This is a genomic window from Halolamina salina, assembly GCF_054653455.1.
Genome location: NZ_BAAIGE010000002.1, coordinates 2,020,917 through 2,046,187 on the forward strand (window position 1 = coordinate 2,020,917; position 25,271 = coordinate 2,046,187).

Consider the following 25,271-nt stretch of genomic DNA (forward strand, 5'->3'; position numbering starts at 1 on the left):
CCATAGAACGAGCGAAACTTCGACCGCGTCGCTACGAAAGCGTGGAACACGGTGGCAGAACGGGAGTCAGTGGCCGCCGTGGAAGAGGCCGATCAGGCCGGAACGACCGTGATCTGCTGCTTGCGGTCGATGGCGTCCTCGAGCTCCTCGGCGATCGCCGAGCCGCGGGAGACCTGCACGTCGCCGCCGCGGCCGACCGTGGCGGTGAACAGGTAGTCGCCGCCGGCGCGGACCTCGACCGTTTCGCCGACGTGCTCGTCGAGTCGAAGCACGACGTGGCGGGCGGTGATCTCCGGCTCGACGACCTCGCCCTGCGGCGACCCGACGCTCTCCGTGCCGCCGTTGGCGCTCGCCGGCGCGGGGTTCTCCTCGTGGGTCCGCACGTCGATGTCGATGCCGAGGCGGTCCTCGATCTCGCTGATCCGGCCGCCGCCCTTGCCGATCACGTAGGAGATGTCGTCCTCCTCGACGTACACCACTGCGCGGTCCTGCCCCTGGAGTTCGACATCGACGTGGCCGCGGGCGACCGAGTGGATCTCGCGTTCGATCTCCTGTTTCGCGATCTGGTTCACGCCGGAGGTCTCCTCGCCCTCGTCGTCGAGCGGGACGGTGACGACCTGCCGATTGAACGTGTAGATTTCGTACTTCGGCTCGCCCGTCTCGGTGTCCGAGACGAGGATCACCGGGCGTGCGAGGTCCTCCGCCGTCAGGCCGGCCGGCACCTTCACCTCCGTCTCCACGTCGTACACGGTGTGGATCTGCCCGGCCTCGATGTAGACGACGGTGTCGACGACCTGCGGGATCATCCCGAGTTCGACCCGGCCGACCAGTCGCTGGAGCGCGTCGATGGCACGGGTCGCGTGGACGACGCCGATCATGCCGACGCCGGCGAGTCGCATGTCCGCGAACGTCTCGAAGTCGCTGGACTTGCGGACCTCGTCGTAGACGGTGTAGTCCGGCCGGACCATCAGCAGCGAGTCGGCGGTGTTCTCCATCGAGCCGCCGAGCTCGGTGTACTGGGTGATCTCGGGGCCGACCTGCAGGTCGCGGGGCTTCTCCATCGTCTTGACCGCGAAGTCGTTGTCGTTGAGGTACTCCGCGACCGCCTGCGCGAACGTGGACTTCCCGGCGCCGGGCGAGCCGGAGATGAGCACGCCGCGCTGGCGCTCGGTGAAGCGCTGTTTGAGCTCGTCGGCCATCGCGTAGTCCTCGAACGTGGTCTTCGCGACCGGCCGGACGGCCGTGATCTCGATGGCGTCTGCGAAGGGGGGTCGGGCGACCGCGATCCGGTAGTTCTTGTACTGGACGATGTCCATCCCCTCCTCGCTGAGCTCGATGAACCCCTCGGAGGAGGCGCGGGCGGTCTCGATCACCTCGGTCGCCCACTCCTCCATCTGCTCGTCGCTGGTAGGCTCGTCGGCGATGTGCTCGTAGGACATCTCGCCGATGCTGCCCCGCTTCGCTTTCGGGCGCGTGTCCGAGCGGAGGTGGAGGCTCATCGTGTCCTCGGTGAAGAACTGCTCGATGGCCAGCCCCTCGCTCTCGGGCTCGGCGGATTCGGTGTCGACGACGGGCTCGACGTAGTCCACGTCGATCCCCTTCGCGCGGGCGACCTCGGCCTGCACGCCGTCGCTGGTCAGCAGCGTCGCGCCCTGCCCGGCGGCGATGTCGCGGATCAGCGCGTCGATGTCGCCCTCGCCGGCGCCCTCGGTCTCGGCGGCGTTGGGTCGGCGGCCGACGTACTCGACCTCGATCTCCCCCTCGGCGGCGTAGTCGGCGAGCCGCTGGAGCTCCTCCAGCCCCTTCCAGCCGGGGTCGTACCCGGCGTTGGCCTGGGCTTCGAGCTCGCCGACGACGGCTTCGGGGACGTAGACGGTGACACCCTCGTAGCGCCCGTCGGCGACGCGCTCGGAGACGCGGCCGTCGACGACGACGCTGGTGTCGGGAACGACGTTCACACGCGAGATAGACGGCGGAGGCTCAAAAGGGTGTATACCACGTTGGGGTGTCGCGCCGGGCGGCCAACACCGGCCGCCCGGCCGCTTCGACGTGCGTGCTCGGCGTCGCTGGGTCTAATCAGTCGGTCGCCGGTACGCCTCCCGTCCGCTACGACGGTAGTTCCCGTCGGAACCCGCCTCAACGGGGTTCACTTCCATGTTAGAGACTGTCACACAAAAATCTGGCGGTCGCTGGCACACCGCTCACGACTCCAGAGCGGACCGAACACCGCAGAAGGGACGCCGATCGCCGCGCGGGGACCGGAGTCGGGGTTACTTGGCCGTGCCGCTCGCGGCGTCGACCAGCGCCTGCAGGTCGAGGTGGCCGGCGCCGTGGTACGTCTCGCCCTCGTCGGGCATCGACGCGGTCTGCTTGATCAGCGACTCGACCTCCTCGACCGTCGCGTCGGGCTTCAGCGAGCGCACCAGCGCGACCGCGCCCGTGACCTGCGGGGCGGCCATCGAGGTGCCGGCCTTCCAGCCGTAGGAGGCGATCTGCTCGCCGTCGGGACCGGTGGTGTTGATCGTGGAGTAGACGAGGTCGTTGTACGCATCCAGATTCCCGCCCAAGATGGCCTCCAGATCGTAGTTCCCGCCGCCGGCGCTCACGTCGACGGCCGAGCCGTAGTTCGTGTACGGCGCGGGGTCGGTCGTCGGTTCGTCGAGGCGGTTGCCGGTGAGCCACTTGGCCTCGTTGTCGCTGTGCTTGCCGCCCCAGCCGTAGCCGAGTGGGCCGGTCGCGCTCACGCCGAAGACGCCGTCGGCCTCCGTCGGGAGGCTGAGCGTGTTCTCGGCGTCCATGTCCAGCGAACCGTTGCCGGCGGAGTTGACGATCACCGTCCCCTGCGAGCGGACGTACTCCGCGACCTGACTGATGATCTGCTCCAGCGCGATCAGGCTCGGGTACTTGACGGTGTCGGCGACCGTGTAGCCGACGCTGTAGTTGATCGCGTCACAGCCGATCTTTGCGGCGTACTCCCAGCCGGCGAGGCCGTCGCCGGCGTATCCTTCAAGCCCGGAGAACATCCGGACTGCGACGATCTCGGTGTCCGGCGCCGTCCCAAGCACACCGCCGGCAGGGCCGTCGTTGTCGTTCGTCGCGGCGATCGTGCCCGCGACGTGGGTGCCGTGACTGCCCGCGCCGTTGGGCCGGAAGTCGAACCCGTCGCCGGTGATGTTGATCGAGAGATCGGCGTTGACGACCCCTTCGAGGTCCGGATGGTCGTCGTACACCCCGGAGTCGACGACCGCGACGCGGGTGCCCTCGCCGGTCGTCGTGTCGTGGACGAACTTCCCGCCGCCGGGCTTGTCCGTGAGTTCGCCGCTGACCGCCTGTTCGCGCTTGTCCCACTGGTACTCGGTGTTGCTCGCCGCACCGTCGTGGTTGTGGCTCGCGGAACCGTCCGCGGCCGCCGGTCCCTCGGCTTCGAGCACCGCGCCGGCCTCGTCGTCGCTGCGGTCGATCTTCACGTCCGGCGCCGTCGCCGTCGCACCGCCGACCCGGGACTGGTCGCCACGGGCGACCAGCACGTCCGCCGCCGAGAGGTCGTGGACGATCTCCACGTCGTCGGGGATCTCGCTCCGGTCGACCTTCCGGAGGTTGATCAGGAACCGCCCCGTCTCGCCGTCGCCGGTCGCGACCGCGCTGCCAGTCGTCAGTACCGAACCGCCGATCACGCCCGCTGTGCCCTTGAGAAACGTCCGCCTGCTACTGTTTGGCATCCACACACTATGGTGGAACTAATCGCTAAAAGCTTACGTAAATCCTACTCGAATGGAAAACAGTTCACTCGGAGGACAGCAGTCGGCTCGGCGGGCGCTGTCGGTCGGCACTCAGAAGCCGCAGAGAACGGCAGATCAGTCGATGTGGCCTTCGCGGCGGAGCTGCTCGGCGTCCTGTTCGTCGTAGCGCCACTCGATGTTCCCCTTCTCGTCCTGCCAGTCCCAGGGCTCGAGGATGACCACGTCGTCCTCGTTGATCCACGTGCGGTACTTCATCCGACCCGGGATGCGCCCGAGTCGCGTCTCGCCGTCGGCACACCGAACCCGGACGTGGTTGCCGCCGAGGTGCTCGGTGACGACGCCGAACACCTGGTCGTCGTCCGGCATCCGGAGGTTCTTCCGGCCTGATGAATCGTCGCTCATACAGGTAGTACGGAACACCCACGGATAAGCCGTGGGATACGTCCCCGAAAGGGAGTCACACACCCCGATCGAAGCACCGAGAGAGACAGCGTTAACCCGCCCCTCCGAGAAGCGGGCGTATGAACGGAACGCACGACACCGGGGGTGTCCACCGGTGCGCGTAGTCGCGAAGTTCGGCGGCACCTCGCTGGGCTCGGGCGACCGGGTCGACCGGGCGGCCGACTCCGTCGCCGACGCCGTCGCGGCGGGCCACGAGATCGCCGTCGTCGCCAGCGCGATGGGCTCACAGACCGACGACCTGCTCGACGAGATCGCCTTCGACGCCAGCGACGAGGACCGCGCCGAGATCGTCTCGATGGGCGAACGCACCTCGGTCCGGATGCTGAAGGCCGCGCTCGCGGCCCGTGGCGTCGACGCGACGTTCTTCGAACCGGGGGACGAGGGCTGGCCGGTCGTCACCAACGAGCGCGGCGAGATCGACGCCGCGGCGACCAAACGGCGCGTCGACGCGCTCGCGGAGACGCTGGACGACACCGTCCCCGTGATCACCGGTTTCCTCGCGGAGGACCCCGAGGGCAACGTGACCACGCTCGGTCGCGGCGGGTCGGACACCACCGCGATGATGCTCGGGAACTACCTCGACGCCGACGAGGTGGTGATCGTCACCGACGTGGAGGGCGTCATGACCGGCGACCCCCGCGTGGTCGAGGGCGCGCGCAACGTCGGCTCCATCACCGTCGACGAACTGCGGAACCTCTCGTTCCGCGGCGCCGAAGTCGTGGCACCCTCCGCACTCGTCTACAAGGACGAGGACCTCGGCGTTCGAGTGGTCCACTACCAGCACGGCGACCTGCTCTCGGGCGGCACCAGCGTCGAGGGGAGCTTCGAGCACCTGATCGACATGGAGGAGGCGCCGCTGTCCTGTCTCACCGTCGCCGGGCGGGCGATCCGGAACCGACCGGGGATACTCGCGGAGGTCTCACAAAAACTCGGCGACGCCGGGATCAACATCGACGCCGTCGCCAGCGGGATGGACTCGCTGACGTACTACGTCGAAACCGAGGTCGCCGAAGAGGCCGAGGCGACGCTGCACGACGCCGTCGTCGAGGACGAGTCGCTCTCCTCGGTCACCGTCGAGGACGAGATCGCCGTGATCCGCGTCACCGGCGGCGAACTTCCGAACCAGCCGGGCGTGATCCGCTCGCTGGTCGACCCGCTGGCGGAGGCGGGGATCAACATCCACGACCTGATCACCTCCGCGACCTCCGTCGCGATCTTCGTCGCGTGGGAGGACCGCGAGGAGACGCTCGACATCGTCCACGAGCAGTTCTGATCGCGGGGGCGGCGCCTGCGTTACGGCACCGGCGACGACTCCGCGTCCATCGCCGCCTCCCGGAGCCGCCGTTCCTCGTCGGTCTCGACCGTGAGCTCCGGGACGGGCTGGACCGACTCCTCGCCGTCGATCGCGACGAACGTGAGGTGTGAGGAGGCGGTTTCGCGCTCGACGCCCTCGCTCGGGCGTTCCGCGGTCACGTCGACGCGCACCTGCATGCTCGTCTCGCCCGTGTCGTAGACGTAGGCGGTGAGCACCGCGATGTCGCCGAGGTCGATCGGCGCGTGGAAGTCGACGCGCTCGATGCTCGCGGTGACGACCTGCGAGCGGGCGAACCGCCGGGCGGCGACGACGCCCCCGAGGTCCATGCGGTGGAGCACCCAGCCGCCGAGCGCGCGGCCGAGGTTGTTGGTCGCGTCCGGCATCACCACCTCGCTGGTCTCGGTGTAGGAGTCGATCAGCCTCACCATTCGAGCGACCCCCCGGAGCGGTACTCCGTCACCTGCGTCTCGAAGAAGTTCTTCTCGCGGTTGAGGTCGGCGGCCTCCGAGAGCCACGGGAACGGGTTCTCGGTACCGTACGCCTCGTCCATGTCGAGTTGGGTGAGCCGCCGGTCGGCGACGTACTCGACGTACTCCGCGAACTGCGTCGGTCCCATGCCGAGGATCTCCTCGGGGCAGGCCTCGCGGGCGTACTGCTGTTCGAGGTCGACGGCCTCGAGGATCAGCTCCCGGATCTCGGCCTCGAACTCGTCAGTCCACGCGTCGGTCTCCCCCCGGATCGCGTCGATCAACTCGATCCCGAAGCCGAGATGCAGCGACTCGTCGCGCATGATGTACTCGAACTGCTGGCCGATCCCCTCCAGCTTCCCCTGCCGCTTGAGCCCGAGCATCATCGCGAAGCCGGCGTAGAAGAAGATCCCCTCCATGATGACGTAGAAGCCGATCAGGTCCCGGAGGAACGCCCGCACGTCGGCCTCGTCGTCGATCGTGAACTCGGGGTCGTCGACGACCCGGGTGAGGTCGACGACGAACTCGTCTTTGGCCTCGATCGCGGGGATGCGGTCGTACATCCCGTAGAGGTAGTCGGGTTCGAACCCCAGCGAGTCACAGCAGTAGATGAACGTGTCCGTGTGGACCGCCTCCTCGTACGCCTGCCGCAGGAGGTACTGCCGGCACTCCGGCGCCGTCACGTGGTCGTACACCGCGAGCACGATGTTGTTCGCGGTCAGCGACTCCGCCGTCGAGAAGAAGCCGAGGTTCCACTCGACCAGCTGTCGCTCGGCGTCGGTGAGTTCGTCGCCGTTCCACTGGGTCACGTCGTTGCCCATCGGAATCTCCTCGGGCACCCAGTTGTTGTCGACGCCCGCCTCGTAGTACTCGCGGGCCCACTCGTAGTCGATGGGCAGGATCTTGTTCGGGTCGTGCGTGTCGCTGTCGGAGAGGTAGTCGATCGGCATTACTGACAGGCCTCGCAGGTGGGGTCCTCGACGCTCGGTAGGTCCGAGCCGTCACTCACGTCGCAGGCGTCGCCGCCGTCGGCGGCCGCCTCGTTCTGGTCGTCGTCCGCGTCTCGTCGCTGTGTGCGCCCGTACTCCTCCATGTCCAGCGTCGACTTCTCGAACTGGCTGGCGCCGAGGGTACGGAGGTAGTACGTCGTCTTCAGCCCCAGCTCCCACGCCCGCTGGTACACGTCGTCCAGCAGCGTGCCGTCCGTCGACGGGAAGAACACGTTGTGGCTCTGGGACTGGTCGACCCAGATCGCCCGCCGGGCGGTGAGCTCGAGCTGGTGGCGCGGGTCGATCTCGAAGGCGCCGCGGTGGCGCTCCTGGATCGCCGGCGGGATCGACTCGATCTCCTGGATCGCGCCGTCGTGGAACTTGATCTCGTCCAGCATCTCGTCGGTCCAGAGCCCCAGTTCGTCCAGTTCCTCGACGAGATGTTCGTTGACGACCGTGAAGTCGCCGCTCATGTTCGACTTCACGTAGAGGTTCGAGTAGCGCGGCTCGATCGAGGGGGTGGTGCCGGCGATGGTCGAGATGGTCGCCGTCGGCGCCACCGCGGTGGTGTTGGAGTTGCGCATCCCGTGTTCGACGACGTGCTCGCGCACCTCGCTCCAGTCGAGGCGTTCCTCGGGCTCCACGTCGACTTCCTCGCCGCGTTCCTCCTCCAGTAGCTCGACGGTGTCCTGCGGGAGCAGCCCGCGGTCCCACTTCGACCCCTCGTAGGAGTCGTACGTGCCCCGTTCCTTCGCCAGCCGCGACGAATTGAGGATCGCGTGGTAGGCGACCTGCTCCATCGTCCGGTCGGCGATCTCGAGCGCCTCCTCGCTCGCCATCCCGACGCCCCGCTGGGTGAGCATCTCGTGGAACCCCATTACGCCGAGGCCCACGGGCCGGTGGCGCGTGTTCGCGCGCTCGGCGCGGTCGGTCGGGTAGAAGTTCAGGTCGACGACGTTGTCGAGCATCCGCATCGCCGTCTCGACGGTGTCCGCGAGCGCGTCGCCGTCGAGACCGTCGCCGTCGACGTGTTTCGCGAGGTTGACCGAGCCGAGGTTGCAGACCGCGGTCTCCTCCTGTGAGGTGTTGAGCGTGATCTCCGTACAGAGGTTCGAGCTGTTGATCGTGCCGTAGTGGTCCTGCGGGGAGCGGACGTTACAGGGGTCCTTGAACGTGATCCACGGGTGGCCCGTCTCGAACAGCCGGGTGAGCATCGTGCGCCAGAGCTCCTCGGCCTCGACGCGCTCGTACTGCCGGAGCTCGCCGTCGTCGGCCGCCTGCTCGTACTGCTCGTACAGCTCCTCGAACTCCTGGCCCGTCGCCTCGTGGAGGTCGGGCACCTCGTCGGGCGAGAACAGCGTCCACTGCTCGCCGGCGCGGACGCGCTTCATGAACAGGTCCGGCACCCACGCCGCGGTGTTCATCTCGTGGGTGCGCCGACGCTCGTCGCCGGTGTTCCGCTTCAGGTCGAGGAAGGCGGGGAAGTCGAGATGCCACGCCGCGAGGTAGGCACAGGCCGCGCCGCGGCGCTTTCCGGAGCGATTGATCGCGCCGGTCACGTCGTCGGAGATGTTGAGGAACGGGATCACGCCCGTCGACTCGACGCCGGTGGACTCGATCAGCGACCCCTCGGCGCGGACGTTGGTCCAGTCGTTGCCCAGCCCGCCGGACCACTTCGAGAGCTTCGCGTGGGCCTTGTAGGAGTCGAAGATGTCCTCCAGATCGTCCTGTACCGTCGTGAGGTAGCAGGAGGAGAGCTGTGGATGGGTCGTCCCGGCGTGGAACAGCGTCGGCGTCGAGTGGACGAACCGCAGCGTCGAGAGCGCGTCGTAGAACTCCACCGCTCTGGCCTCGCGGTCCTCGGGATCCTCCGCGAGGGCGACGCCCATCGCGACGCGCATCCAGAACGCCTGCGGGAGTTCGAGTGGCTCGTCCTCCTCGACGGTCCGGAGGAAGTACCGCTGGACCAGCGTCGAGACGGCCATGTAGCTGAACTGTTCGTCGCGGTCGGGCACGAGCGCGTGGGAGAGCGACTCCAGATCGTAGTCGGTCATTCGCTCGTCGAGCAGGCCGCGCTCGACGCCCGTCTCGATCGCCTCCACGAACGACGCGCGGTACGTCTCCCCCGAGAGCGGGCCGTCCGTGCCGGTCACGTTCCGGGCGTGGCGCCAGCGCGCGACCCGCGCGGCCGCCTGATCGTGGGCGGGGTCGCGCTCGGTGCGCGCGGTCAGCACGCCGATCAGCGCCTCGTCGATCTCGTCGGCGTCGGCGCCGTCGTAGCTGTCGCGCTCGGCCGCGCGGGCGAGCGCCTCGCGGTCGCTCGCGAGGTCGAGATCCGCCGTCGCCGCGGCGAGCCGCGATTCGATTCGGTCGGTCGTCGGTGGGTTTGCCTGAGTCATGTCCGCGGCGGACCCGCCGGGAGCGACCGACAGCGTTGCCACTCACGGCACCGCCCTCTGTCGGTTTCGGCTCGCTCCCGCGAACCGGGTCTCGCCGTGTGCCCGGTTTTCGGCGACGGGGTTAAGACTTTCCCAGTTAGATTGTAGTAGTACAATTGTAGTTTACTAACGCCGGATAGACGGGTCGACGCGTCGCTGTTCGACGGGTACTGGCGTGGGAAAACGATGGCAGCGAATCCGGAGAACGACGGCAGGGCGTCGGGTGAACGGCCCTCAGCGACCCTCTCGGAGCCGTTCCCCGATTTCGGGCGGGAGGTCGGCGTCCGCGACGGCGTCGACGACCCGATCGACGTCGTAGCTCACGCGGTGCTCCTCGACCGAGCGGTCCTCGAGGTCGACGACCGCGTACGCCGCGCCGGGGTCCCGATCCCGGGGCTGGCCGACGCTGCCGGGGTTGAGGACGATCCCCTCGTCGAACACGGCGTGGTGTTGGACGTGCGTGTGGCCCATGATCAGCAGCTCCTCGTCGTCGAGCAGGTCGGGCGCGAACTCCCGCGGGTACGTGTAGTGATCCGGATCGTCGGGGTGGCCGTGGACGATCTTCACCCGGCCGTCGGCCACGCGGCGCTCGGTCGGCAGCGCGCCCAGCCAGCCGATCGGTCCGGCGCCGAGCTGGTCTCGGGCGTAGTCGACGCCCGCCTTCGCCATCCCGTTGAAGCCGGCGGCGTCGCCGTTGGCGACCGCGCGGTCGTGGTTGCCCTGGACGGTCGGGATCCCGCGGTCCCGAACCGTGTCGACACACGCCGCCGGCCAGGGGTTGTAGCCGACCACGTCGCCGGCACAGACCAGCAGGTCGACCGACGGCATCGCCTCGAGCACCCGCTCCAGCGCGGGCAGATTGCCGTGAACGTCAGAGATGACCCCGAGTTGCACGGGGGGCGAAAACAGCGCGATCGGGAAAAGCGCCGCGCTACTCCCCGTTGTGGATCGCCGTCTCGATCCCCGCGGCGTCGACGCTCACGCCCGCCGCACAGACGGCGTGCTCGAACGAGTGGTCGTACAGTTCGCTGGCGGCTGCGGCGGCGCCGTCGGCGGCGAGCGCGAACGGCTCGGGGTCGTCCTTCTCGTAGGTCGCCACCAGCGTCGGCTCGTCGACTTCGCGGACGAGCAGCGCGTCCCGGCGGACGGTGCCGACGACCGCCGAGTCGGCGCCGACCACCGCGGCGATTCGGGGCGTGTCGTAGTCGTCCTTCTCGAAGTCCAGCGCGAACAGCGCGCTCACGAGCGCGTCCCGGGCGGGGTAGCCCAGTTCCAGTTTCTCCGCGACTGGATCGACGTGAGAGCCGTTGCCGACCACCGCGAGCTCGCGGTCGTCGACGGTCCGGACGCAGTTGTAGGAGACGTAGGGGTTGTCCGTTGGCTCGGCGTCGTCAGTCGGGACGACCGTGAGGCTGCCGTCCCGGTCGATGACCTTCCGGTTCGGGAACGAACGCGAGGAGACGCGGTAGGCTGCCAGTCCCGGGGCGGCGACGAGGAAGCGGCCGACGTACATACCGTTTCTGTGGCGTAGACCGGCAAGTAGGTGGTGATTCCTGCTCGGTGAGAACCGGGTTCACGCCGGTTCCCACGGGGCGGGAACCGCCATCGTGGCTAAGCCCGTACGGGTCGAACGTACAGATATGGCAACACAGGAAGTCGAACTCCGAAGCACAGTCGCAGGGTTCACCGCGGAGGGGAAGCTCCACACGCTCAGCGTGTGGTTCATCCTCGCGCTGCGGTTGATGATGGGGCTGGCGTTCCTCCAGAGCGGCCTCGATAAGGTGCTCAGCGGGAGCTTCTCGGCCGCGGGCTACCTCAACAACGCCCCGCGGGCCAACGGGAGCCCCGTCGCCGGCCTGTTCGAGGCGATGGGGTCCTCACAGCTGTTCCTCGACTTCGTGAACGTCGCCGTGCCGTGGGGTGAGGTGCTCATCGGGCTCGGCCTGCTCGTCGGTGGCCTCACCCGCCTCGCCGCGTTCTGGGGCGCGTTCATGATGCTCATGTTCTACCTGGGCAACTGGAGCGTCGACCACGGCTACATCAACGGCGACTTCGCGTACATGCTCGTGTTCCTCGCCGTCGCCGCGTTCGGCGCAGGTCGAATCCTCGGGCTGGATCAGTACATCGAGCAGTACGAGGTCGGCGGCCGGCCGTTGATCGAGCGCTACCCGTGGATGCGCTACCTGCTCGGGTAGCGTCGCGGACCTTTTTCGGAGAAGTCGGAAAGGAACGACAGTGATCCGCCTCATCTCGGTGGATACGGGACACCGTGAGCTACCGCGAGATATAGCGGTGTGGGGTCCCGTGTGCGACTGCCACCGGACCGGGTAGCACACCGACCGCCGGCACCGTGATCGACTCCGAAACACTCATACTTCCCAGCGGACTACCGTTGATTGCGAAGCGCGCCGCCGAACGAGGGGCGGCAAGCGTGGCAGAACAGTTCCATGGGGTAGCGGCCAATCCTGGAGCCTTCTGGGGGCTCCGACCCAGGTTCGAATCCTGGTGGAACTACTCACTTCTTCCGAACCGACTCGAAGAGCGACGGCGCCGTGAAGCTACTCCAACTCCACGAGTCGCTTCACTTTCGACCAGTGGCCATCGCCACAGCGCCACTCGTCCTCGACGCCCTCCGCTTGGGCCTCGACGAGGTCGACCTGTTTGCCACAGACGGGACACTTCGGGTTGCTGGCCTGGAGGATGACCGTCTCCTCGTCCATGGATGATCGTTCGGGGCTGCGTCGCAAAGTCGTTGTGGCAGTGCCGGAGACAGCGTGCTACGAGATTACTTCTCCACGTCCAGCAGCGCGACGCGTTCGAGCACGAGATCCGCGAGGTCGCCGTCGACGGCGCTGATTTCGGCGTCGGAGACGTCGAAGAACGCGCGAACGGTCCCCTCGTCGTACGCCCCCAGTACCGGCGCTTCCTCGACGTGGTCGCGGAGTCGTTCGACGGCCGCGGCCTCCGCCTCGTCGTCGCCCGCCGGCGAGTCCACGAGCACGATCACGCGGTTCTCGCCCTCCGAGACCCCCATTTCCAGCGCGCGGTTGATCTGTCGGCGCCCCGCCGCGTAGCAGAGTACCTCGACCGCACGCTCCCGGGCGACGTTCTCCCCGCGGGCGATCGCTCGGTCGGCGCGGTCGAGCGCCCGTTCGAGGTGCTCCGCGGAGACGACGTAGTCGGCGTCGAACGCCTGCACGGTCGTTCCGGTCGCTTCGGCCACGTCGTCCAGTGTCGCGAGGAACGTGTCGAGGTCGTCGACCGTCGCCGTGCCGTCGAGCAGCCGCATCAGAAATCACCCAGCGAGGCCTGCCCGCCCTCCTCCTCGCGGCCGGCACGTTCCGCGTCGGCGTCGGCGGTCACGCCGTCCATCGACGGGTCCTCGCGGCCGACGTTCTCGAGGATCGTCTCCGCGGTCTTCGTCCCGCGGAGCGCGCCAAGCACGACCGACTTGTCGGCATCGCGGAGATCCGCGCGGGACTCGATGCCGGCCTCGAACAGCCGCCGCGCGCGCTTGCGGCCGACCCCGCGGACGCCCGTGAGGTCGAGTAGCTCCTCCCGGACGCCGTCCTCGACGCGCTTCTTCGCCTCCCGGACAGCGACCACGTTCGAGAGATCGAGTTCGCCCGCCAGCCGCTCGGCGGCGTTGAGCAGCCACTCCGCGGTGTCGACCTTGCCGCGGATGTCGCCCGGGCCGATCCCGTAGCGCTCCGCGATACGGCCCTCGTCGACCTCGCTGGCCCAATCTTCGAGCATTCTGGCAGTTTTGAGCGCGGCGAGCCACTCCTCGAACGCCACGTCGTCGTACTCCGACGGCGTGCGCCCGAGCAGTTCCGTCTCGCGCTCGAACAGCACCTCCTCGTACTCCTCGCGGTCGCCGGACTTCAGGTAGAGCTGGTACATGTCCGGCGTGCGGGAGACGAGGTGGTAGAGGCCGAGCGCGGAGACGTCGTCGGCGTCGTCAGTCAGTTGGTCGTCCGGTTCGTCTCCCGCCTCACTGTCGGTGTCGGCCAGCGGGTCGTCGTCGAGCAGTTCGTTCCCGGAGACGAACCCGGCCGACTCGTCGGCGTCGCCGGCGTCCATGGCACCGCGAGAGCCGTACTGGCCGCCCGAACGGCCGCCCTCGGCGTCGCGCAGGCCATCGATTATCTCCGCGGCACTCATCGGGTCGAGGTAGAGCCGCGAGACGGTGTGCCCGATCTCGGTCGCGGTGATCGTCCCGTCCTCGCGCTCGACGAACTCGTTGGCCGCGAGGTAGTCGAGCACCGTGTCCGTCACCGACTCCAACTGGGCGCTGCCGGCGCTCTGGACGGCGTACAGCGTGTTGTCGAGGAACGAGAGCAGCTCCTCGCGCGTGTTCGCGAAGCCGGACGCGACGGTCGCGAGCAGGTGGGTTCGCAGCGCCGGCTCCGCGGCGAGCTTCGAGCGTACCGGCTCGGGCTCGCCGTGGACGTAGCGGTCGAACAGCTCCTCCTTCGTGTCGTTGTTCGACGCGAGCAGCACCGCCTCGCCGTAGGGGTCGAGTCCGGGCCGGCCCGCCCGGCCCATCATCTGGTGGACTTCGAGCGTGTCAAGCGGCTTCATGCCGCCGAACTCCGGGTCGTAGCGTCGCCAGTCCCGGACGATCACCCGGCGGGAGGGCGTGTTCACGCCGGCGGCGAGTGTCGGCGTCGCCGCGATCACCTTGATCAGCCGGTCGCGGAACGCGCCCTCAACGAGGTCGCGGTGTTCGCTCGAGAGGCCGGCGTGGTGGAACGCCGCGCCCTTCGCGACACACTCCGCGAGGTCGTCGCTGGTCGCGGTGTCGGAGACATCCCGGATCGCCGTCGCGAGTTCGCGGAGTTCGCCGCGCTCCTCGTCGGTGAGATGGTCGCTCGTGACGCCGCCGAGTCGGCTGGCCGCGGACTCGGCGTTCCGCCGGGAGTTGACGAACACCAGACTCGAACCGCCCTCGTCGAGCGTATCGTCGACGAGCGCGGGCGTCTGCTTGCCGCCGCTGTCGACGGGGACCTCGCGCTGGGAGCCGTCGGCGAAGTTGATGGCGTTCCCGAAGTGGACGCCCGTCTTCAGGTCGATCGGGCGCCAGTCGGAGTCGACGAGTTCGGCGTCGAGCCAGTCGGCGATCTCGCCGGCGTTGCCGACCGTCGCCGACAGCGCGACCGTCTGGAGGTTCGCGTTGATGCGCCGGAGCTTCGCGAGCGTGACCTCGAGCGTGGGGCCGCGCTCGCGGTCGTCGACGAGGTGGACCTCGTCGCTGACGACACAGGAGAGGTCGTCGATCCACGGCGCGCCGTTTCTGACGAGCGAGTCGACCTTCTCGCTGGTGGCGACGATGATGTCCCGCGAGCCCAGCCACTCGCCGTCGGATTCGTAGTTGCCCGTCGAGACGCCCACGTCGATTCCGTACTCCTCCCAGCGCTCGAACTCGGTCTTCTTCTCGCTGGCCAGCGCGCGCAGCGGGACGATGTACAGCGCGGTGCCGCCGCGTTCGACCGCCGACAGCATCGCGAGTTCAGCGATCAACGTCTTGCCGGAGGCGGTCGGCACCGCGGCGACGACGTTCTCGCCGTCGGTCACGCCGCGCTCGACGGCCTCGGCCTGTGGCGGGTAGAGCTCCTCGATGCCCTCGCCCTCGAGGTGGTCTGCGACGCCGTCGGGGAGTCCCGACAGCTCCGTCGGCTTCATTAGGTGAGAGTTGCCCGCTCTCGGGGTTAAGTTGTCGGGTCCCGGGCGGGCCGCGGGCGGCGGCCCCCCGTCTCACCGCTCGGCCAGCTCGTACGGGTCGGCGTCGGACGGCAGCGGCGACTCGTACTCGCGGTCGCCCTTGCGGTGTTCGTACTCCGCGCGGGCTTCGGCGAGCAGTTCCTCGTCGGTCAACAGGTCGTACAGCGAGCCAGCGACGACCTTCCCCGCGAACAGCATCCCCGCGGTGCCGAGATCCTTCCCGGCCGCGACGGCCTGCCACGAGTGCAGCGGCGTCCCCGCGGGCCACGTCGCCGCGCGGAACCGCCCGAGGGGAGCGTTCCACGACACGTCCCCGGAGTCGGTGGAGTAGGCGGCGGTCTCCCCCGCGTCGGGCGCGTCGATTGGGTCGGTAAACATCGCCGACTCGGTGGCCTCGTCGCGGTGTTCCGGTGGGACAGACTCGTACGAAGGATCGTCGAGCGTCGCTTTCAGGTCGGCCGCGAACGACGCCTGTTCGTCGGAAAGGGGGAACTCGGCGGCGTCCATGTTCTCGCGGATCGAGTCCGCGAGCGTGCCGTTGGGGAGGACGCCGTACATCCCGGTCGTCTGGGTCACGTCGGCGTCGGTCCCGGACATCAGCGCCGCGCCCTCGGCGGCGTCGCGCACGCGATCGGACACGCGCTCGACGGCCGCACGGTCGGGCGCGCGGACCATCACCTCCATCGCCGCCTCCTCCGGGACGACGTTGGCCGCCTCCCCGCCCTCGGTGACGACGTAGTGGATACGGACCGGGTCCGGGACGTGCTCGCGCATGTACTCGATCCCGGTGCCGAGCAGTTGGACGCCGTCGAGCGCGCTCCGGCCGGCTTCCGGCGACTTGGCGGCGTGGGCGCTCTCCCCCGTGAACTGCACGTCGAAGGCGTCCATCGCGAGCGTGGAGCACTCGTTGGGCGCGTTGTACCAGTCGGGGTGCCACGTGATCACGGCGTCGACATCCTCGAACGCGCCGGCCTGAATCATGTACACCTTGCCGGCGCCGACCTCCTCGGCGGGCGTGCCGAAGTAGACGACCGACCCCTCGCAGTCGCCGCGCTCGATCGCGCGCTTGACCGCGATCGCGCCCGCGAGGCTGCCGACGCCGAAGAGGTTGTGCCCGCAGCCATGGCCGGGCGCGCCCGCCTCGATCGGTTCGCGCTCGGCTGTCGCCGCCTGACTCATCCCCGGCAGCGCGTCGAACTCACCCATCGTGCCCACGACGGGGTCGTCGTCGCCGTAGCGTGCGACGAACGCGGTGTCGATACCGGCGACGTCGGACTCAACGGTGAACCCCTCCTCGCGGAGCGCGTCTTGGAGGGCGGCCGCGGAGTCATGTTCTTGCAGGGAGAGTTCGGGGTTCGCCCAGAGCTGTTCGGCGAGACCGGTCAGGCGGTCGGCGTCGTCGTCGATGTCGTCGAACAGGGCCTGTTTACTCACGGCCGTGCAGTGTCGGCGTAACGCGAAAAACGTTCCTTCGGGTCGCTACTCCTCGTCGCCGAGTTCGATCCGAACGTAGTCGTCGGTGACCTCGACGACCTGCTCGGCGTCGATCGCCAGCGCGTCCTCGTCGGGCGAGGCCGCCGCGTCCATCCGGGACTCCACGCCGGTCTCGGGCTCGAGGCGGGCCTCGCCGTCTTGGACGCCGGCGACGCGGCCGAGTCGTTCGCCCCGCGCGTCCACGACGGGCATGTTCGCGTGCTCCTGTGTGAAGTGCTGCATGTGTGCCGGGTGGAGCGCGTGAGTGAAAAGACTACTCGCCGTCGTCGCTGGGTTCCGGCTCAGATGTCCTGAACGAGCTCGCCGAGATCGTCGACCGGGATGAGCTCCATGGTCTGCGTGTCGAGACCGTAGCGTTCGATCGACACCGAGGTCTGGAACGCCTCGTCGCGGCCGTCGGCCTCGAAGATGACGAGGTAGTCGTGCTCGCCGAGGATCGCGTAGGCGTCGACAAGCTCCCCGCCCAGCGTCTCGATGTCACCGGTGAGGTCGCCCCAGACGGTCGCGAGGTCCTGCACGTTCTGGACGGTCTCGTCGGTCACGTCGACCAGCGCCATGTACGTACCCATAATTTCTCGATTTGGCGCCTCCCACCGAAAAGGTTCGGGCTACTCCGCCCCGAGGCTTCGCTCGACGAACTGCTGGGGCAGCGCCTCCATCTCGCCGACCTGGACGTGCCAGAGGTTCGCGTACAGCCCGTCGCCGTCGATCAGTTCGCCGTGGGTGCCCTGCTCGACGATCTCGCCGTCGTCCATCACGAGGATCTGGTCGGCGTCCCGCACCGTGGAAAGGCGGTGGGCGATCGCGAACACGGTCCGGTCCTCGGTCAGCGTCTCGAGGCTGTTCTGGATCACCGCCTCGGTCTCGTTGTCCACGTGGCTGGTCGCCTCGTCGAGCACGAGCACGTCCGGGTCCCGGAGGATCGTCCGGGCGAGCGCGATGCGCTGGCGCTGGCCGCCGGAGAGCTTCACGCCGCGCTCGCCCACCATCGTGTCGTAGCCGTCCTCGAGGTCGGCGACGAACTCGTGGGCACCGGCCTTCTCGGCGGCCTCGTGCATCGCCGCCTCGTCGTGGTCGGGGACGCCGTAGGCGATGTTCTCGGCGACGGTGCCGTAGAACAGGTACGGCTCCTGACTCACGTAGCCGACGTGTTCGCGGAGGCTCCGGAGGTCGAGATCCGCGAGGTCGTGGCCGTCGAGCGTGATCGTCCCCGAGTCGGGGTCGTAGAACCGCAACAGGAGCTTCATCGTCGTCGACTTGCCGGCGCCCGTTGGGCCGACGAGGCCGACGTAGTCGCCGGGATCGGCCTCGAAGCTGATCCCCCGAAGCACCGTCTCCTCGGCCTCGCCGTCCTCGTCGCGGTAGGCGAAGTTCACGTCGTCGAACTCGACGCGGCCGTCCACCGCCTCGAGTTCGGTTCCGTCGCTCTCGGCGCTGACTCGGGTGTCGTCGTCGAGCAGGCCGACGATCCGCTCGCCCGCGGCCTCGGCGTACTGGTAGCCGTTGATGATCTGGCCCATCTGGCGCATCGGGTAGACGAACCGCCGGGAGTAGTTCAGGAACAGCACGAGCGTCCCGGCGGTGAGCGTCGCGGTCGGGTCGCCGCCGGAGAAGAAGGGGTGGGGCGGCGTCCCCGTCACGACCCACCAGCCGCCGACGAAGAACACCGAGACGTAGGCGGCGGCGGTCGTTGCCTGCAGGCTGGGGAAGAACTTGATCCGGGTGGTGATCGCGTCCCACTGAGCGTCGAGATACTCCCGCGAGGAGTCCCGCACGCGGTCGGTCTCGAACGGCTCGGTGGTGAACGACTTCAGCGTCTCGATGCCGCCGATGTTGTTCTCCAGCCGGCTGTTGAGCTTCCCGACCGCCGAGCGCACCTCCTGGTACTTCGGGTGGATCGTCTCCACGAACCAGTAGCTCAGATAGCCCAGCGCGGGGATGGCGGCGACGGGGATCAGCGCCAGCCGCCAGTTGATCAGCAGCATCACCGCGCCCATCCCGCCGACGCGGACGACGATGGTGATGAGGCTGTTGAGGTTGTTCGTCAGGAACCCCTCGAGTTGGTTCACGTCGTTGTTCAGGATGCTCATCACCTCGCCCGTCTGGCGGTTGTCGAAGAACTCGACGCCCTGTCGCTGGAGCGCGTCGTACGTGTCCACGCGCACCGAGTGCTGGAACTGTTGGGAGAAACTGTTCCAGAGGTAGTTGTTCGCCCAACTGAAGATCGAACTCAGCGCGTAGGAGGTGGCGACCAGCCCGCCGGCGAGCAGGAACTGCGCCCCCTCGTTGCCCGGGATCCACGCGCCGGGAACGAGCGGCAGCGAGAACGCCCGGGTGTCGAAAAACAGCGAGTCGATCGCGATCGCGAGCACGAACGACGGGACGAGCGCCATCAGCATCTGGACGACCGCCGCGACGGCGCCGCCGACGAACGTCAGCAGGCGCTCGCGGCCGTACTCCAGAAACAGCCGGAGGATCGCGTTCCCCTCCTCGGCCCGCAGCTCCGCGAACTCGTCGTCCTCGTCCGGTGGCACGTCCCGTTACTCCGTCTCACGGGGTGAAAACTGTCCGGTGCCGGCGACCCGCGTGGGGTTCTCACCAGTCGATCGACACGTCGTCGCCGGCCGCGAGGCCGAACGCGTCGTCGCCGCGGCCCTGATTGACCGCGAACTCGACGTTGCCGTGGCTGCCGACAGTGACGAGGCGTTCGCCCGGCTCCATCTCGGCGTAGGCGTCCCGCACGGGCGCGGACTCGCCGTTCACCGTCACCGACGAGCGGCCGTCGAGGACGCGTCCGGGAACGTTGGTGATCGTGTTCCCGAAGTCGTCGACGACCAACACCTCGCCGGTCGCGCCGTCGTCCCCGATTTCGGGATCCGGGAACGCGAGATCGACCCACTCGTCGGTCGGGACGATCCGGTCGGCATCCGTGACCGCCTCAGCCTCGTGGACTCGCGCGGCGGCGGGCGCGAACACGTCCCGGCCGTGGAACGTGTTGCTCGCGGTCGTGTCGTCGTCGTACGCCACGTCGTACACCCGGATCTCGGGCGCCCCGTCCGCGCGGTCGGCCAGCCGTCGGGCCGCCGGGAGCGCGACACCGTTGTCCGGCGCGACGATCCGGTGGTCGCCGACTTCGACGACGACGGCGGCGCGGTCGGTGCCGACGCCGGGGTCGACGACGACGAGGTGGGTCGCCGGGGGGAACTCGGGCAGCACTTCCCGGAGCCAGAACGCCGCCGCGCGCACGTCCTGTCGAGGGAAGTCGTGTGCGATATCGACCAGTCGGGCGTCGGACTGCCGGAGGATGACGCCTTTCATCGCTGCGGGGTAGGGTGTGCCGAAGTCGGATGCGAGCGTGATCATACTGCTGGATCGTGCGGGCGTGGTCTGAAACTATCGGTTCAGAGGATCGTCGCCGCGGCCGGGTCGAACCCGACCGTGAGGGTGTCGTCTGCGGGCGGTTCGGGGAGTCTGAGCACCATCTCCCGGCCGGCCCACTCGCCGTAGAGCCGGGTGGTGCCGCCGAGATACTCCGCGGCGCCGAGCGCCATCCGGAAGCGGTTGTGGCTGGCGTCGGGGTCGAGGTGGGTCGGGCGGACACAGAACGTCACGTGGTCGCCGACGGCGTGGTCGGCGGGGTCGACGACGTGGAACTGGTGGTCCGCGGGCGCCTTCTCGTCGATCTCGATCGCCAGTTCGTCGCCGTCGCGGCCGACGACGACGCCGGAGAACACGTTGTTCTCGCCGACGAACGAGGCGACGAACTCCGTCGCGGGCTGTTCGTACACCTCGACGGGCGTGCCGACCTGTTCGACGCCGCCGTCGTGCATCACCGCGAGGCGGTCCGACACCGCCAGCGCCTCCTCCTGATCGTGGGTGACGTAGACGGTCGTGACGCCGAGTTCGCGCTGGATGCGCTTGATCTCGCGGCGGAGCTGCTCGCGCAGCCGGGCGTCGAGCGCGCTCATCGGCTCGTCGAGCAGCAGCACGTCCGGCTCGGGGGCGAGCGCCCGGGCGAGCGCGACCCGCTGCTGCTGTCCGCCGGAGAGTTCGTCCGGGTCGCGGTCGCCCATCTCCGGGAGGTCGACCAGTTCGAGCAGTTCCTCCACGCGCTCGTCGGCGGTGAGGCCGCGCGGCGGGTCGGTGAATCGCAGGCCGTAGCGGACGTTCTCCGCGACGGTCATGTGCGGGAACAGCGCGTAGCTCTGGAACACGACGCCGACGTTGCGGTCCTCGACGGGCGTGTCGCTCACGTCCTCGCCGTCGAAGCGGACCGTCCCGTCGGTGGGCGAGGAGAGCCCCGCGATCGTCCGGAGCGTCGTCGTCTTCCCACAGCCCGAGGGGCCGACCAGCGTGAAGAACTCCCCCTCCTCGACGGAGAGGGAGACGTCCTCCAGCGCGACGGCGTCGTCGAACGCTTTCCGCACCGAGTCGAGGTCGATGGCCACCATCTACATCCCCCTCCCTTCGCCGAGGCGGTCGATGACGAGGAAGCTGACGGCGGTGACGAACAGGAGGACACAGCCCATCGCCGTCGCGGGGCCGAGCCGTCGACCGAGGAAGCGTTCGATGGCGACCGGCATGGTGTAGGCCGAACTCCCGCTGGCCAAAATCACCGTCGAATCGAACTCCCCGATGCTGATGGCGAACGCGAAGGCCGCGCCCGCGACGACGCCGACGAACACCTGCGGGAGTTCGATGTCGAGCAGCACCCGGAACCGCGAGGCGCCGAGCGTTCGGGCGGACTCGACGACCGAGCGGTCGATCGTGGCCAGAAGCGGGGCGACGTTCCGAGTGACGAACGGGTACGCGCCGACGGCGTGGGCGGCGACGACCGCGACGGCGCCGGTGACGGTGAAGCGGTAGCCGAACGCGCTCGTGCCGAACACCAGCCCGCGGAGCAGGCCGAGGCCGACGACGACCCCCGAGACGGCAAAGGGCGCCATCGACAGCGTGTCGACCAGCTTGCTGCCCGGCACGTCACGGGTCGAGACGACCGCCAGCAACACGCCCATGGGGACGGCGATCACGAGGCTCGCGACCCCGTAGAGCAGCGAGTTCTGGACTGCGGTCAGCGGCTTGATCTGGAACGACGCCGCAGTCGCCTGCCGGTCGACGAGGAAGCGATAGTAGTCGAGCGTGAACCCGTTCGGGCCGGTGACGCTCTCGACGATCATGCTCGCCATCGGCGTGACGAACACGAGCAGCGCGACGGCGACGTACGCCCAGACGACCAGCCGGTCGAGGTCGAGTCGCCCGATCAACTGCTTCCGGGGCGCCGGCCGGGCGGCGCTCTCGGCGCGCTGGCGTGCCTCGTACCGGAGGTAGGCGTACGTCAACACGAGCGAGAACAGCATCTCGAGCGTCGCGAGCGCCGACGCGGTGGCGTAGTCGAGTTGGGACACCTTGTGGTACACCCACACCTCGACGGTCGCCAGCGAGAGGCCGCCCAGCGCGAGCACGATGGCGAAGGACATGAACGAGAAGATGAACGTCAGCAGCGCACCCGTGAGGATCGCCGGCAGCAGTTGGGGCAGCACCACGTCGAGGAACGCCCGTCGCGGCGAGGCACCGAGGCTCCGGGCGGTCTCGGCGGTGCCGGCGTCGACGCTCTCCCACGCCGTCGCCGTCACACGGGCCACCAGCGGCGCGTCGTAGAACGCGTGGGCGAGGACGATGATCGGCAGCGTGTACAGCAGTTCGATCCGGGGGAGTCCCAGTGCGGCCAGCGCGTCGTTGACGAACCCGTTCGCGCCGAACGTCGCGATGAAGCCGATCGCGACCATGATCGACGGCATCACGAACGGCACCGCGGTCAGCGAGCGCACCGTCTTCCGCCCGGGGAACTCGAAGCGTGCGAGCACGTACGCGCCCGGCAACCCGAGCGCGACGCTTGCGAGCGTCGACAGCAGCGCCTGATATGCAGTGAACCCGAACAGCCCCAGCCGGTAGTCCGGGAACGGAACCACGATAGGCCCGATTCGGTGGGGTTCGAAGGCGGTCCAGAGCACCGACGGGTTCTCGGCGGCCTGTGCGAGCACGCCGAAGAAAAAGGGGTCCGTGAGCACAGCCACCAGTGGCTCGACCGTGAGCCGTCCCTCGCGCAGCACGGCTTCGGAGAGCACTCGCCCCACCGGGTAGTAGAACAGCAGCGTCAGCAGCGCGAGCGTGGCGACCGCGGCCAGCGGGAGGGCGGCGGCCTCGAACCGTTCGCGGAGGACCGTCACGCTACTGTGATGCGACCTGTCGGGACCACTCGTCCAGCCACGTGTCCACGTTGCCGGAGAGTCGATCGTAGTCGAACGAGACCACCGTCTCGGGTTCCGGCGTCAGCTCGTCGAAGCTCTCGGGGAGTTCCGCGTTGTCGACGGCCGGCAGCGCGACGTTGCGCTGGGCGACCTCGGCCTGAATCTCGGGCCGGAGCATGAACGACATGAACGACTCGGCCAGTTCCGGCCGGTCGGTGTCCGAGAACCGCGCCATCGCTTCGAGGTAGGCGTACCCCTCGCCGTTGAGGAAGCCGATCTGGTGTTCCGCCATGTCGGCGCCGGACATATCGGCGAACACCTGGTCCGTCGAGTAGGAGACCACCGCCGGCGCCTCGCCCTCGCTGTAGGCGCCGTAGGCGGCGCCCCAGCCTTCGAGGATGCGCGCGCCGTTGTCGAGGAGGCGCTGCCAGTAGTCGAGGTAGCCGTCCTCGCCGTACTCGTTGATCGTCCAGAACAGGAACTCCAGCCCGGTCTCGCTGTTCTGTGGGTTCGGGATCAGCAGCGCGTCGCTGTAGTCGTCGGTCGTGAGGTCCTCGAACGTCTCGGGACCGCTCACGCCGCGCTCGTCGAGCATGTTCTGGTTGTACACCAGGCTGATGTACGCCGCCCCCATGGGGAACGCCCGCCCCTGGGGGTCGAACTGGTAGTCGTCGACGATGTGATCCGCGTTCGAGATGGCGCTCGGGTCCACCGCGTCGAACAGCGAGTCCCCGTCCTCGAGGTTGTCGTCGGCCCGGACCATGTTCTCCGGCGTGAGGCCGGCGAACAGGTCGGTGTCGACGGTGACGCCCTGGTTGCGACGCTGCAGGAAGTAGTCGATGCCGCCGTCGGGGGCGAACCACTCGAGGGTGGCGTCGTGTTCGGCCTCGAACTGCTCTTTGACCCACTCGCCGGGGCTGGTGCTGGGCGCGTCGATGAACGAGGTGTACGTGCCGACTCGCAGCGTCGGCGTCCCCTCGGTCGTGCCGACCGACGTTCCGGTCGCCGTATCGGTGCTCGTGTCAGTCGCGGGGTCGGTCTCGGTATCCACCGGTTCGGCGGAACAGCCAGCCAACAGCGCCGCCGCGCCGACGCCGGCAGTTCGGAGATAGCTACGTCGCTTCATGTCCACCCGTTTCTATCCGGACGATATATAACCATTGGAAATTATGAGAGGATTGCCGATTCGTGGGAGTGATCCGCCGCTCAGCCGGACTCCTCGGTCTCGACCTCGGCGTCGGGGATCTCCTCGTCGGCGTCGGCGACCACGTCGTCGGCCGACTGGATGTCGGGCTCGGTGTCGCCGGACATGATCTTCTCGGCCTCCTCCTCCATCGCGTCGGTGTCGAGCTCGGCGGCCTCGTCGATCTGACCGAGGATGTCCTCGATGTCGTCGAGGCCGAGCATCTCGCGGGTCTCGTCGTCGAAGTCGAGCGAGTTCAGGCTCTCCTTGGTCTTGGTGTCGCTGCCGGTCAGGTGCTGGCCGTAGCGACCCACCAGCGAGGTAAGCTCCTGGGGCATGATGAACGTCGAGGAGTCGCCCTGCCCGATATTCTCCAGCGTCTCCATTCCCTTGTCGATGATCGCCCGCTCGCCCATCGACTCGGCGGACTTCGCGCGGAGTACGGTGGAGATGGCGTCACCCTGCGCCTCGAGGATCTGGGACTGCTTCTCCCCCTGTGCGCGGATGATGTTGGACTGCTTCTCCCCCTCGGCCTCCTCGACGGCGGAGCGTCGCTCCCCCTGCGCTTCGAGAATCATGGCGCGGCGGCGGCGCTCGGCGGAGGTCTGCTGCTCCATCGCCTGCTGGACGTCCTTCGAGGGGTTGACCTCGCGGACCTCGACGGACTCGACGCGGATCCCCCACTCGTCGGTAGGCTCGTCCAGTTCCTTCCGGATCCGGGCGTTGATCTCCTGTCGCTTGTTGAGCGTGTCGTCGAGCTCCATGTCGCCCAGCACCGCACGGAGGGTGGTCTGGGCAAGGTTGGAGACGGCGGTCTTGTAGTCGTCCACTTCGAGGTACGCCTTCCGGGCGTCCATCACCTTGATGTACACCACGGCGTCGGCGGTGACCGGGGAGTTGTCCCGGGTGATCGCCTCCTGTCGGGGCACGTCGAGCGTCTGCGTCCGCATGTCGAACGCGTGGGTCTGGGAGACGAACGGGGGGATGAAGTTGATCCCCGGTTCGAGCAGCTTGCGGTACTCGCCGAACACGGTGAGGGCTTTCTTCTCGGTCGCGTCGACGATCTCCACGGCCTGCCAGACCGCGGCGACGACGACGAAGAGAAACAGCAAGCCGACGACGCCAGTGACGGCGCCCGCCTGGAGGGGTGCGATAACCATACCCCGGGGTTGGGGTGTTGGTGGCTTAATAGTTTCCCGCGAAAAAACCGA

At 68.4% G+C, this 25,271-nt stretch carries 22 protein-coding genes and 1 tRNA gene; 3 read left to right on the forward strand and 20 right to left on the reverse strand.

Translation table 11 applies throughout. The features are described from left to right. Positions 1 to 92: 92 nt before the first annotated feature. From ACYQZ5_RS10835 to ACYQZ5_RS10845, 3 genes are all read right to left on the reverse strand, one after another. Positions 93 to 1,958: a PINc/VapC family ATPase gene (locus tag ACYQZ5_RS10835; protein WP_379818109.1), complete on the reverse strand. Its 1,866-nt coding sequence runs from the start codon at positions 1,956 to 1,958 to the stop codon at positions 93 to 95. Between the two features lie 312 nt (positions 1,959 to 2,270). Next, entirely contained in the window at positions 2,271 to 3,719 is a 1,449-nt protein-coding gene (locus tag ACYQZ5_RS10840) for a S8 family peptidase (protein WP_379731373.1), read from the reverse strand. 135 nt (positions 3,720 to 3,854) lie between these two features. Beyond that, complete coding sequence (locus ACYQZ5_RS10845; RefSeq protein WP_379731374.1) at positions 3,855 to 4,142, reverse strand: translation initiation factor eIF-1A; 288 nt, start codon at positions 4,140 to 4,142, stop codon at positions 3,855 to 3,857. A 154-nt stretch (positions 4,143 to 4,296) separates the two neighbouring features. Between ACYQZ5_RS10845 and ACYQZ5_RS10850 the strand changes: the two genes are divergently transcribed. Beyond that, the gene (locus ACYQZ5_RS10850; RefSeq protein WP_379731375.1) at positions 4,297 to 5,475 is read left to right on the forward strand and encodes an aspartate kinase; all 1,179 of its coding nucleotides are present in this window, start codon (positions 4,297 to 4,299) and stop codon (positions 5,473 to 5,475) included. A 20-nt stretch (positions 5,476 to 5,495) separates the two neighbouring features. On the opposite strand, the gene ACYQZ5_RS10855 is transcribed toward ACYQZ5_RS10850, so the two are convergent. The 5 genes from ACYQZ5_RS10855 to ACYQZ5_RS10875 form a co-directional block, all read right to left on the reverse strand. Further along, positions 5,496 to 5,945 (reverse strand): acyl-CoA thioesterase, encoded by a 450-nt coding sequence (locus tag ACYQZ5_RS10855; protein ID WP_379731376.1) that lies wholly within the window; start codon positions 5,943 to 5,945, stop codon positions 5,496 to 5,498. Beyond that, positions 5,939 to 6,934, reverse strand: a complete 996-nt coding sequence (locus ACYQZ5_RS10860; RefSeq protein WP_379731377.1) for a ribonucleotide-diphosphate reductase subunit beta — start codon at positions 6,932 to 6,934, stop codon at positions 5,939 to 5,941. Before ACYQZ5_RS10860 ends, ACYQZ5_RS10855 begins: the two co-directional genes overlap by 7 nt. Then, positions 6,934 to 9,372: a ribonucleoside-diphosphate reductase subunit alpha gene (locus ACYQZ5_RS10865; RefSeq protein ID WP_459846157.1), complete on the reverse strand. Its 2,439-nt coding sequence runs from the start codon at positions 9,370 to 9,372 to the stop codon at positions 6,934 to 6,936. Before ACYQZ5_RS10865 ends, ACYQZ5_RS10860 begins: the two co-directional genes overlap by 1 nt. 273 nt (positions 9,373 to 9,645) lie before the next feature. Then, a complete protein-coding gene (locus ACYQZ5_RS10870) occupies positions 9,646 to 10,305 on the reverse strand; it encodes a metallophosphoesterase family protein (RefSeq protein ID WP_379730959.1) in 660 nt (219 codons plus the stop codon). A 37-nt stretch (positions 10,306 to 10,342) separates the two neighbouring features. Continuing rightward, positions 10,343 to 10,924, reverse strand: coding sequence for an IMP cyclohydrolase (locus tag ACYQZ5_RS10875; protein WP_379818112.1), 582 nt, complete (start codon positions 10,922 to 10,924; stop codon positions 10,343 to 10,345). Between the two features lie 127 nt (positions 10,925 to 11,051). Between ACYQZ5_RS10875 and ACYQZ5_RS10880 the strand changes: the two genes are divergently transcribed. Both ACYQZ5_RS10880 and ACYQZ5_RS10885 read left to right on the forward strand, forming a co-directional pair. After that, positions 11,052 to 11,606: a DoxX family membrane protein gene (locus tag ACYQZ5_RS10880; RefSeq protein ID WP_379730957.1), complete on the forward strand. Its 555-nt coding sequence runs from the start codon at positions 11,052 to 11,054 to the stop codon at positions 11,604 to 11,606. 246 nt (positions 11,607 to 11,852) lie between these two features. Continuing rightward, positions 11,853 to 11,925, forward strand: a tRNA-Gln gene (locus ACYQZ5_RS10885). 44 nt (positions 11,926 to 11,969) lie between these two features. On the opposite strand, the gene ACYQZ5_RS10890 is transcribed toward ACYQZ5_RS10885, so the two are convergent. The 12 genes from ACYQZ5_RS10890 to ACYQZ5_RS10945 form a co-directional block, all read right to left on the reverse strand. After that, entirely contained in the window at positions 11,970 to 12,131 is a 162-nt protein-coding gene (locus tag ACYQZ5_RS10890; protein WP_379730956.1) for a hypothetical protein, read from the reverse strand. Between the two features lie 65 nt (positions 12,132 to 12,196). Then, positions 12,197 to 12,700 (reverse strand): KEOPS complex subunit Cgi121, encoded by a 504-nt coding sequence (cgi121, locus tag ACYQZ5_RS10895; protein WP_379730955.1) that lies wholly within the window; start codon positions 12,698 to 12,700, stop codon positions 12,197 to 12,199. Further along, complete coding sequence (locus ACYQZ5_RS10900; protein WP_379730954.1) at positions 12,700 to 15,096, reverse strand: ATP-dependent DNA helicase; 2,397 nt, start codon at positions 15,094 to 15,096, stop codon at positions 12,700 to 12,702. The genes cgi121 and ACYQZ5_RS10900 overlap by 1 nt, the downstream gene beginning before the upstream one ends. A gap of 72 nt (positions 15,097 to 15,168) precedes the next feature. Then, on the reverse strand, positions 15,169 to 16,569 hold the full coding sequence (locus tag ACYQZ5_RS10905; RefSeq protein ID WP_379730953.1) for an amidohydrolase: 1,401 nt from the start codon (positions 16,567 to 16,569) through the stop codon (positions 15,169 to 15,171). Between the two features lie 45 nt (positions 16,570 to 16,614). Beyond that, positions 16,615 to 16,851 carry a hypothetical protein gene (locus ACYQZ5_RS10910; protein ID WP_379730952.1) on the reverse strand — a complete coding sequence of 79 codons (237 nt, stop codon included), beginning with the start codon at positions 16,849 to 16,851 and terminating at the stop codon, positions 16,615 to 16,617. A gap of 59 nt (positions 16,852 to 16,910) precedes the next feature. After that, a complete protein-coding gene (locus ACYQZ5_RS10915; protein WP_379730951.1) occupies positions 16,911 to 17,198 on the reverse strand; it encodes a GYD domain-containing protein in 288 nt (95 codons plus the stop codon). A 39-nt stretch (positions 17,199 to 17,237) separates the two neighbouring features. After that, a complete protein-coding gene (locus ACYQZ5_RS10920) occupies positions 17,238 to 19,163 on the reverse strand; it encodes an ABC transporter ATP-binding protein (protein WP_379730950.1) in 1,926 nt (641 codons plus the stop codon). A 61-nt stretch (positions 19,164 to 19,224) separates the two neighbouring features. Next, positions 19,225 to 19,992: an SAM hydrolase/SAM-dependent halogenase family protein gene (locus ACYQZ5_RS10925; RefSeq protein ID WP_459846162.1), complete on the reverse strand. Its 768-nt coding sequence runs from the start codon at positions 19,990 to 19,992 to the stop codon at positions 19,225 to 19,227. A gap of 38 nt (positions 19,993 to 20,030) precedes the next feature. After that, a complete protein-coding gene (locus ACYQZ5_RS10930; protein WP_379731012.1) occupies positions 20,031 to 21,080 on the reverse strand; it encodes an ABC transporter ATP-binding protein in 1,050 nt (349 codons plus the stop codon). Next, positions 21,081 to 22,856, reverse strand: a complete 1,776-nt coding sequence (locus ACYQZ5_RS10935; RefSeq protein ID WP_379818117.1) for an ABC transporter permease — start codon at positions 22,854 to 22,856, stop codon at positions 21,081 to 21,083. Position 22,857: 1 nt separating this feature from the next. Next, the gene (locus ACYQZ5_RS10940; RefSeq protein WP_379731010.1) at positions 22,858 to 24,003 is read right to left on the reverse strand and encodes a thiamine ABC transporter substrate-binding protein; all 1,146 of its coding nucleotides are present in this window, start codon (positions 24,001 to 24,003) and stop codon (positions 22,858 to 22,860) included. Between the two features lie 80 nt (positions 24,004 to 24,083). Then, positions 24,084 to 25,220 carry an SPFH domain-containing protein gene (locus ACYQZ5_RS10945; protein WP_379731009.1) on the reverse strand — a complete coding sequence of 379 codons (1,137 nt, stop codon included), beginning with the start codon at positions 25,218 to 25,220 and terminating at the stop codon, positions 24,084 to 24,086. Positions 25,221 to 25,271 lie beyond the last annotated feature (51 nt).

Bases quoted from the DNA above. Each gene is read 5' to 3' on its own strand.
- ACYQZ5_RS10840 (WP_379731373.1), bottom strand. From the start codon at position 3,719: ATGCCAAACAGTAGCAGGCGGACGTTTCTCAAGGGCACAGCGGGCGTG.
- ACYQZ5_RS10845 (WP_379731374.1), bottom strand. From the start codon at position 4,142: ATGAGCGACGATTCATCAGGCCGGAAGAACCTCCGGATGCCGGACGAC.
- ACYQZ5_RS10855 (WP_379731376.1), bottom strand. From the start codon at position 5,945: ATGGTGAGGCTGATCGACTCCTACACCGAGACCAGCGAGGTGGTGATG.
- ACYQZ5_RS10860 (WP_379731377.1), bottom strand. From the start codon at position 6,934: ATGCCGATCGACTACCTCTCCGACAGCGACACGCACGACCCGAACAAG.
- ACYQZ5_RS10865 (WP_459846157.1), bottom strand. From the start codon at position 9,372: ATGACTCAGGCAAACCCACCGACGACCGACCGAATCGAATCGCGGCTC.
- ACYQZ5_RS10875 (WP_379818112.1), bottom strand. From the start codon at position 10,924: ATGTACGTCGGCCGCTTCCTCGTCGCCGCCCCGGGACTGGCAGCCTAC.
- ACYQZ5_RS10880 (WP_379730957.1), top strand. From the start codon at position 11,052: ATGGCAACACAGGAAGTCGAACTCCGAAGCACAGTCGCAGGGTTCACC.
- ACYQZ5_RS10890 (WP_379730956.1), bottom strand. From the start codon at position 12,131: ATGGACGAGGAGACGGTCATCCTCCAGGCCAGCAACCCGAAGTGTCCC.
- cgi121 (WP_379730955.1), bottom strand. From the start codon at position 12,700: ATGCGGCTGCTCGACGGCACGGCGACGGTCGACGACCTCGACACGTTC.
- ACYQZ5_RS10900 (WP_379730954.1), bottom strand. From the start codon at position 15,096: ATGAAGCCGACGGAGCTGTCGGGACTCCCCGACGGCGTCGCAGACCAC.
- ACYQZ5_RS10910 (WP_379730952.1), bottom strand. From the start codon at position 16,851: ATGCAGCACTTCACACAGGAGCACGCGAACATGCCCGTCGTGGACGCG.
- ACYQZ5_RS10915 (WP_379730951.1), bottom strand. From the start codon at position 17,198: ATGGGTACGTACATGGCGCTGGTCGACGTGACCGACGAGACCGTCCAG.
- ACYQZ5_RS10925 (WP_459846162.1), bottom strand. From the start codon at position 19,992: ATGATCACGCTCGCATCCGACTTCGGCACACCCTACCCCGCAGCGATG.
- ACYQZ5_RS10930 (WP_379731012.1), bottom strand. From the start codon at position 21,080: ATGGTGGCCATCGACCTCGACTCGGTGCGGAAAGCGTTCGACGACGCC.
- ACYQZ5_RS10940 (WP_379731010.1), bottom strand. From the start codon at position 24,003: ATGAAGCGACGTAGCTATCTCCGAACTGCCGGCGTCGGCGCGGCGGCG.
- ACYQZ5_RS10945 (WP_379731009.1), bottom strand. From the start codon at position 25,220: ATGGTTATCGCACCCCTCCAGGCGGGCGCCGTCACTGGCGTCGTCGGC.